General features: G+C 71.6%; 7 protein-coding genes and 1 pseudogene. 7 read left to right on the top strand and 1 reads right to left on the bottom strand.

What is annotated here, in order from left to right:
- The 4 genes and pseudogenes from K304_RS0120265 to K304_RS0120250 all read left to right on the top strand — a co-directional run.
- A pseudogene (locus K304_RS0120265) lies at nucleotides 1–291 on the top strand (hypothetical protein); the annotation flags it as partial.
- 14 nt (nucleotides 292–305) lie between these two features.
- A complete protein-coding gene (locus K304_RS30230) occupies nucleotides 306–953 on the top strand; it encodes a sortase domain-containing protein (RefSeq protein ID WP_051308659.1) in 648 nt (215 codons plus the stop codon).
- A 145-nt stretch (nucleotides 954–1,098) separates the two neighbouring features.
- Nucleotides 1,099–1,683 carry an ECF RNA polymerase sigma factor SigK gene (gene sigK / locus K304_RS0120255; RefSeq protein ID WP_027765221.1) on the top strand — a complete coding sequence of 195 codons (585 nt, stop codon included), beginning with the start codon at nucleotides 1,099–1,101 and terminating at the stop codon, nucleotides 1,681–1,683.
- Between the two features lie 97 nt (nucleotides 1,684–1,780).
- A complete protein-coding gene (locus K304_RS0120250) occupies nucleotides 1,781–2,347 on the top strand; it encodes an SRPBCC family protein (protein ID WP_486591754.1) in 567 nt (188 codons plus the stop codon).
- Nucleotides 2,348–2,420: 73 nt separating this feature from the next.
- Here the strand turns inward: K304_RS0120250 and K304_RS33725 are convergent, their stop codons facing one another.
- Nucleotides 2,421–3,128, bottom strand: a complete 708-nt coding sequence (locus K304_RS33725; RefSeq protein WP_199779651.1) for a DUF427 domain-containing protein — start codon at nucleotides 3,126–3,128, stop codon at nucleotides 2,421–2,423.
- Nucleotides 3,129–3,493: 365 nt separating this feature from the next.
- Here K304_RS33725 and K304_RS0120235 point away from each other — a divergent pair, with 365 nt between their 5' ends.
- The 3 genes from K304_RS0120235 (at nucleotide 3,494) to K304_RS0120225 (ending at nucleotide 8,242) form a co-directional block, all read left to right on the top strand.
- Nucleotides 3,494–5,107: a DUF4331 domain-containing protein gene (locus K304_RS0120235; RefSeq protein WP_106965639.1), complete on the top strand. Its 1,614-nt coding sequence runs from the start codon at nucleotides 3,494–3,496 to the stop codon at nucleotides 5,105–5,107.
- Nucleotides 5,108–5,213: 106 nt separating this feature from the next.
- Nucleotides 5,214–6,545 (top strand): tetratricopeptide repeat protein, encoded by a 1,332-nt coding sequence (locus tag K304_RS0120230; RefSeq protein WP_486591753.1) that lies wholly within the window; start codon nucleotides 5,214–5,216, stop codon nucleotides 6,543–6,545.
- Nucleotides 6,542–8,242: a nickel/cobalt transporter gene (locus K304_RS0120225; RefSeq protein ID WP_486591752.1), complete on the top strand. Its 1,701-nt coding sequence runs from the start codon at nucleotides 6,542–6,544 to the stop codon at nucleotides 8,240–8,242. The genes K304_RS0120230 and K304_RS0120225 overlap by 4 nt, the downstream gene beginning before the upstream one ends.
- The last annotated feature ends 334 nt before the right edge of the window (nucleotides 8,243–8,576 follow it).

The following is an 8,576-nucleotide window of genomic DNA, read 5'->3' as shown; positions in this document are numbered from 1 at the left end:
GCCGGCACCGCCGTCGTGGTGGTGCACGGCATCGACTACAACGGCAACGGCAAGTACGACTTCAACCTCGGCAAGAGCCTCCTGGACCCGAAGCTCCCGGCCGAGGCCACCTTCCCCGCGCTGTGCGGCACGCTGAAGAAGTCCCCGCACGGCGGCATCTCCGGCGGCCAGGGCGGCACCCAGAGCAGCGACACAGCCACCACGGCCGCTGCAGCGACCACCGGCGGGGCCCTCCTCCTCGCCGGCGCCAGCGCCTACTGGCTGCGCCGCCGCACCACCCGCCAGAACTGAACGGCACAGGCCCTATGCCGTTCACCTGGCGCACCGGCCGCCGCGGTCTATTGACCGCGGCGGCCACCGCCTGCACCCTCACCGGCAGCGCACTCCTCACCCTCGGCCTCACCGACACCGCAACTACCCCGCCACCCGCACCACCCGCCGCCGCAACGGCACCCGATCAGCCGGAGACCGCTGCCGAGCCCGCCCCGTCCTCCGCGGGCCTGCCGCGTTCGGTTCCCGTGCGGGTCACCGCCGACCGGGTCGGTCTGGCCGCCCGCATCGAAGCGGTCGGCCTCGCCGGCGACGGTTCCATCGCCCTCCCGAAGGACGCCGACGACGCAGGCTGGTACACCGGCTCGGTCACCCCCGGGGAGCGCGGCAACGCCCTGGTCGTCGCGCACGTCGACGACACCGACGGTCCCGCCGCCTTCTATCGGCTCTCCTCGCTGAAGCGCGGCGACCGCATCGACGTGAACCGCCGCGACGGCTCGACCGCCTCCTTCACCGTCTCCGGCATGCAGGTGCATCCCCGCGACGACTTCCCCGCACGCGTCTACCGGCCCACCACGCGCCCACGGCTGACGCTGATCACCTGCACCGGCTGGGACCCAGACACACGCACCTACCAGGACAACCTCGTCGTCACCGCCCGCCTCACCAATACGGCCACCTGAACCTCCCGGCCCCGTCTCAACGGCACGACAGGCGGGTGGCACCGGCAGGGCGAGAGGGGTGTGGCAGGCTCACCCGGGAGGCCCGCAGCCAGAACTCAATCGGCCCGGGCCGGCGCGAGCGTGAAAACTTCAGAAGGAGCCGCGGGTGCGGGCGAACAAGAATTCGGCGACATCGGCCCGGCCGGACGGGGAGAGCCTCGACGCGCTACTCACCCGCGTGGGTCGAGGCGAGACAGAGGCGTTCGACGCTCTCTACCACGCCGTCGCGGGCCGGATTCTCGGCCTCGCCCACAAGGTGCTGCGCGACACCGCCCATGCCGAAGAGGTCTGCCAGGACGTCCTTGTCCAGCTCTGGCGCACCGCACCCCGCTTCGACCCCCACCGCGGCAGCGCACTGACGTGGATCCTGACCATGACACACCGCCGCGCGGTGGACCGGGTCCGCTCCGCCCAAGCGGCAACCCACCGGGACAAACTTGCCGGCCTCCGGGACCACCCAATCCCCTACGACCAAGTCGCCGAAAAAGTCGCACTCCGCGAAGAACAAGCCGCCATCCGGCACTGCCTGGACGCCCTCACCCCGCGTCAGCGAGAGTCGATCACCATGGCCTACTACCAGGCCCACACCTACCCCGAAGTCGCACAGAAACTCGGCCTCGCCCTGGGCACCGTCAAAAGCCGCATCCGCGACGGACTCTTCCGCCTCCGCGACTGCCTCGCCACCACCTGACCCCGGGCGGGGTCAGACCGGGAAACCAAGGCGGAGGAAGAGGACGTAGCGTTCACCAGGTAGGTGAAAGCGATCCGGTGAGGGAGGCAGGTCGACGATGGCGTGGTTGCGGCGGGCGACGGTACTGGGCGCGGCGGCCGCGGGTGTGGCGGCAGGATACGCAGGGGTGGTCACCGGCGCGGTGACCGTGGACACCGGCTGGGGCCGCCGGATGCGGGCACTCGGCCCTCAGACCGTGGAGATCGCCGCATCGCGGGAGACGGTCTTCGAGGTGATCGCACAGCCCTACCTCGGCCGCACCACCCGCGCCATGCGGGAGAAGGTGCGGGTGCTGGAGAGGGGGGAAGACATGGTGCTCGCCGCGCACTACACGCCGGTGGCCGGTGGCCGGCTGACCACCACGACGGTGGAGACCGTGCGCTTCGAACGTCCCCACCGCGTCGCCTTCCGGCTCCTGCGCGGCCCGGTCCCCCACGTCACCGAGACCTTCGACCTCACCGAACGCACGGGTGGCACGCGCCTGGAGTACCGGGGCGAGCTGTGCACCGACGGCGGGCCGATCGGCGCGCGATGGGGCTCCCTGGTCGCGAGGAGCTGGGATGCGACCGTCACCGCGACGCTCGCCGACATCCGGCGTGAAGCCGAACACCGCGCCCGCCGGTAGGAACGCCGATCCCCCGCGCGGTCGGCTACAGGCCGGCGCACCGGCTGTGCGCCTGCGGCTCACAGCACGCGGGCTATGCGAGGGTGCCGAGCCATGTGGTGATCCAATACAGGGCGCCGTAGGTCGCGGCGGCAACGGCCAGGGCCGCGAGCAGCCGTCGGCGCCCACGCCGTAGTCCGGCCACGGTGCACTGATTGCGGCGCCGCAGGGCGACCCAGGCCAGGACTGTGAGAACGGCGAGGCCAGCGAGGCGGAACCACCAGGCGTAGTCGTCATAGAGTGTGGTGGCCCAGGCGAAGGCGGTCGTGGCGCTCACGATGCCCAGCAGGGCAAGGAGCGTGGGACCGACACAGCAGGAGATGCCCACCAGTCCCCCGATTACGCCCATGCGCCACACCGGCAGCCGCTCCGGGACAGATCCGGGCCGGGCATGCCCCGTACCCCCGAACCGGGCCGACAACCGGTCACGGAGTCCTGGGCCGCTCGTCTGCTCTCTGTGACCTTCGACCACGACGCCGTTCCAGAACGCCACGTGCCCCTTGATCCGCCGCGCGAGCGGGCTGGGGTGCGGGTAGCGCCACGCGGCGTCGGGGTTGTGCTGTCCGTCGACGACGATCGTGTAGTAGCGAGCCAAGCCCTTCCAGGGGCACAGCGACTTCGTGGAGCTCTCCTGGAGGTACTCCCGCTTCAGCGACTCCGGCGGGAAGTAGTGCACGCCCTCGATCCGCACGGTTTGCGGCGTCTCGGCCAGGACCACGCCTTTCCATACCGCACGCATCATCGTGTGCACACCTCCTCCCACGTCTCAGAACTCACCATAATCCCGCTGGCGTGCCTGGCTGAGAGAGTTGCGCGGGCAGGCCACGGGTTCGCACACCCGCACCGGCGGCGCCGCCCGTCACCCGCTCGACGGAACTGTGGGCTGCTCCGGTCGGGTGAGCTGTTCCGGTGCGGAACCGGGGGCGGAGCGGCCTCATCTGCCGACCTGCCGGAAGTGGGTGCGGCACGCCGGAATCACACCGGCCGGGGGTTGGCGATTTCGGGGGGTTCGGGCTGCTTGGGTGTGCTTCGTACGTACAGCCTCGTCTGCTGCCCGATGGCCCCTCACACGTTGGTCGGCCGGCGACGACAGTGAGAGGCCCCGCTTTGATCCCATCACGTTTCCGTCCGCGCGTGACGCGCCGCAGACTCGACCGTGCCCTGCTGAGCCTCGGTGCGGCAGCGCTCGTCGGTGCCGTGGGCGTCACCACCCTGGCCCCCGGGGTGAGTTCCGCCTCCAGCCACCGGGAAGCGCCCCTGATCGCCGGTGACCCTCGGGCCGACAACACCGACGTCTACGCCTTCACCAGCCCCGACCGTCCCGACACGGTCACCCTGATCGCCAACTGGATCCCGTTCGAGGAGCCGGACGGCGGGCCGAACTTCTACAGCTTCGCGGACGAGGACGCCGCCCGGTACAACATCAAGATCGACAACACCGGGGACGGCCGTCCGGACCTGACCTACACCTGGAAGTTCCGCACGAAGATCCGGGATGCGGAGAACCAGTTCCTGTACAACACGGGGCCGGTCACGTCGCTGAACGACCCGGACCTGAACGTGCGTCAGACGTACTGTCTCACGGTCACCGACGCCCGCGGGCGCACGCGCACCCTGGCGGAGAACGTCCCGGTGGCGCCGTCGAACGTCGGCCCGGCTTCGATGCCCGACTACGGGGCGCTGCGCGATGAGGCGGTGCGTTCGGTCGGCGGCGGCGTCACGTCGTTCGCCGGGCAGGCGGAGGACCCGTTCTTCGCCGACCTGCGGGTCTTCGACCTCCTCTACGGCGGAGACCTCAGCGAGCGCGGCAGCGACACCCTGGCCGGATACAACGTCAACAGCGTCGCGCTGCAGATCCCCAAGGAGAAGCTGGCGCTGCGCCAGGACGTCGGGCGCAACCCCGTCGTCGGCGTGTGGTCGACGACGGACCGCCGCGGCGCCGGGGTGACCGAGGAGCGGGCCAAGGACCACGACGGCTGGCGGCAGGTCTCCCGGCTCGGCAACCCTCTGGTCAACGAGGTGGTCGTCCCGCTGAAGTTCAAGGACGCCTTCAACACCCTCTCCCCGCACCAGGACCGCACGGTGCAGCCGGTGGTGGACAAGGTCCTGGACCCGATCCTGCCGAAGCTGATCGAGCAGATCTACGGCATCCCCGCGCCGGAGCCGCCCCGGCGGGACCTGTTCGAGATCTACCTGACCGGCATCTGCCGCGCATGCGGGCCGATCGACGCCGACCTGAACTCGCACCGCCTCAACGCGGACGCGAAGCGGAAGAAGATCGTGCCCGCCGAGGAGCTGCGGCTCAACATGGCCGTGCCGCCGACCGCCGAGCCGAACCGGCTCGGGGTGCTGGCCGGTGACCTGGCCGGATTCCCCAACGGTCGCCGCCTGGCCGACGACGTCCTGGACATCTCCCTCCAGGCCGTCGAGGGTGCCGCCCAGACCGGCGAGCTGGTGCCCGAGCTTGCCGACGGCGACCTGGTGGACACCAACGACGTGCCCTTCGGCGACAGCTTCCCCTACCTCGCCCTGCCGTTCACCGGCCCGGGTGACGCTCCGGGCGGTGGCGGCGGTTCGGCATCGCAGGCCGGGCAGCCCAACGGCTCGGACTCCCTGCTCGACCCGCTGAACGCGGCGTCGGCCGGCCTGGCCGGTCTCGGCCTGGCGCTCCTGGGCACCGGCGGCTTCCGCCTGGTGCGAGGACGCAGCAAGAAGGACTGAGAACGGCTTCGCGTCTCACGGTGGGGGCGAGCGGCATACCGCTCGCCCCCACCTCTCCCAGTGGTCGGTTCAGCGAACCGGCCACCCCGCAGAAAGCATCCAGCTGTTGAGATTCCGTCACCTCGTCGTCCCGCGCCGGGCGGCCCGCCTCCTGACGATCGCCTCCGTGCTTCTCCTCATGGGCACGGCCTTGTTCGCCGCGGGGGCTCTCCTCCTCCCCGCCTCCGGCCCGCCTGCGGGCGGAACCGGCACCGAGCGGTCGGATGAGAGAGCTGAAAGCCGTATCGCAGCGCTGCAGTCCCGGCTGCGGCGTCTGCCCGAGGACTACGACGCCTGGGCGCAGCTCGGCATCGCCTACACCGAACACGCCCAGCGCACGGCGGATCCGCGCTACTACCCGAAGGCCGACAAGGCGCTCGCCCGGTCGATGTCGCTTCACCCGCGGGACAACCACCTCGCCCAGCTCGGCAGGGGAGCGCTCGCCGCCGGACGCCACGAATTCGCCGCAGCCCTCGCCCATGCCCGCACCGCCGTGCGGATCAACCCGCACCACGCCGCCTCCTACGGCGTACTGGCAGACGCCCATCTGCAACTCGGCCACTACGAACAGTCCTTCGACGCCACGCAGAAGATGGTCGACCTCCTCCCCGCCACTCCCTCTCTGGCCCGAGCCTCCTACGCCTGGGAGCTGCGCGGTGACGCAGACCTGGCGGCGGAGCTGATGCGACGCGCTCTGGAAGCGGCGGGAAGTCCCGCAGACGCGGTCTTCGCCCGCTACCACCTGGCGCTCCTCACCCTGCGTCAGGACCCCGAGGAAGCCCACCGAGTGATCCGCGCCGGTCTACGGGCAGCGCCACGGGAGCCCGCACTTCTCGAAGCCCGGGCCCGGGCGCATCTTGCGCGCGGTGACACACGCAAGGCTCTGCGCGACTACACCGCCGCCGCGGCGCGCGTTCCGCGGCCCGCGCACCTGCTGGCGATCGGCGAACTCCACGAGTCCCTCGGGCACCACCGGCGCGCCGAGGCCCAGTACGACCTCTACCGGGACCAGCTGCGGCTGCTCGATGAGGCGAAGGTCGCCGCCGACGCGGAAGCGGTCCTCTTCGAAGCCGATCACGGCGACCCCGGACGGGCGGTCCGGCTCGGCCGGACGGCAGTGAAGGAGCAGCCGTTCCTCGCGTCGCAGGACGCCTACGCGTGGGCACTGCACCGCGCCGGGCGCGACGAGGAGGCCCTGGCCTTCGCGGACCGAGCCCTGCACTTGGGAACCCTCGACCCGCTCCACCACTTCCACCGCGGCATGATCCACTCCGCGCTCGGGGACGAGGCCGCCGCGCGGCGCGACCTCGATGCGGCGCTGGACATCGACCCCCGCTTCCACCCCCTGCACGCGCCCGCGGCGCGAGCGGCGCTCTCCCAGAACGGCCCCGTCACATGAGCCCACGCCCCACCCCGCGCCTGCGCCCCTCACCCGGTCGGCGAGCCCGCCGAGCGCTCGCCGCCACCCTGGCGGCCGGCGCCGCGCTCACCGCCCTGGCAACCCCCGTCCAGGCACATCCGCTGGGCAACTTCACCGTGAACCATCACCACGGGCTCCAGCTGCACCAGGACCGGATCGACGACCTCCTCGTCGTGGACAGCGCAGAGATCGCGGCAGCCCAGGAGCGGGCACGCGTCGACACCGACGCGAACGGCCACGTGGACCGGGCCGAACGTGCCGACTACGCCCGCGCCCGCTGCACCGCCCGCGCAAGGGACCTGTCCGTCACGGTCGCCGGCGAACCCCTGAGCTGGCAGGTCCGCAGCAGCACCTTCCGCCATCTGCCGGGCGAAGCCGGGCTCCGGACCAGCCGCCTGGAGTGCCGGCTGACCGCACCCACCGACCTCGCCGCACCCGCCGACATCCGCGTCGAGGACCGTCACGACAGCGAACGTCTGGGCTGGCGCGAGATGACGGCCCGTGGGCACGGCGTCAGTCTCCACGGCTCACCGCCGCCGAGCAGCTCGCCCACCGACGCACTGCGGGACTACCCCGACGATCTCCTGTCCGAGCCGCTCGACCAGCGACGCGCCGCGTTCCGTACCGAACCGGGCAACGGAAGCGCCGCCGGTGCACCCTTGGCCCTCCCCGACGTGCCGGGCGCCGGGTTCCTCACCACCGCAGTCGGGGAAATCCAGGGAGCCTTTCACCACCTGGTGGGCAGCCGTGAACTCACCGTTCCCGTCGGGCTGCTCGCCCTCCTGCTCGCCATGGTGCTCGGCGCCTCGCACGCCGCACTGCCCGGCCACGGCAAGACCATCATGGCGGCCTACCTGGCCGGCCGTCGCGGCCGCGCCCGCGATGCGGTGACCGTCGGAGCCACCGTCACCCTCACCCACACCGCAGGCGTACTCGCCCTCGGCCTGATTCTGCCCCTGGCCACCCATCTGACCGGCGAAAGCGTCCTCGGATGGTTGGGCCTCGCCAGCGGACTCCTCGTGACCGCGATCGGCCTCACGCTGCTACGCGGCGCGCTGCAAGGGCACCACCATCATCACGGCCACCACCATCACCATCACCACCATGGCGATGCACACGGACACCACCATCACCACGTCCACCACCACGGCCCACAGCATCACCCCGACGGCCACCGCCCCACGCGCCCGCAGGCAGCGGGACTGCTGCCCCGCCGCCGGAACGCACCCCCGCCGAAAGCCGCCCACACCGAACCCGCCGGCGCAGTCACCGTGCTCACCAAAGCCCCCGAAGGCTCCCCACAGCACGCGCCCGACCCCGCACCCACCGCTCCCCTCCCAACGACCAGGCGGACACTCGTCGGGCTCGGCATCGCCGGCGGCCTCGTTCCCAGCCCCTCCGCACTCGTCGTCCTCCTCGGCGCAGTCGCCCTGGGCCGCACGCCCTTCGGAATCCTCCTCGTCCTCGGGTACGGCGCGGGAATGGCCGCCACCCTCACCGCCGCCGGCCTCCTCCTGGTCCGGGTCCGCGACCGCCTCTCCCTTTCGGCGCAACGCAGTCGGCCAAGGGCAACGAGAGCCTTCCGCCTGCTGTCCCGGCTCGGCCCCGTGCTGACCTCCGCGCTCATCCTCGCCGTCGGCATCGGACTCACCGCACGTGCCCTGACCGCCCCATGACCACGCCCAAGCGAGGCGACAGCGCGAAGTGACTCTGCAGCCCGGCGACGACCCACGTCGTGCACCGCTCGCGCTCCGCCCCTCGGGTGGACTCTGACGACACCCCATGCGCGGAAGATCGAACACTGCGGAATGCCCCTAAAGTCCGTTCACGGTGCCCGAGCCCTTCGGGCGTTCGACGAAGGAGACGCAGTGCGCAAGACCCTCATCGCCGCCGTCACGACGGCTGCGGCTCTCAGCTCGGCCGTCCCGGCCGCCGCGGTCGCTCCGGCCGACGCCGACATGCCCGCGGCCGCTTTCGCCGCTCCGAAGCACGACGGCCCGCTGACGGTGG

This window comes from Streptomyces sp. CNS606, assembly GCF_000426325.1.
Note: the sequence above shows the minus strand (reverse complement) of the source record. Positions and strands in the feature narration are given on the sequence as shown.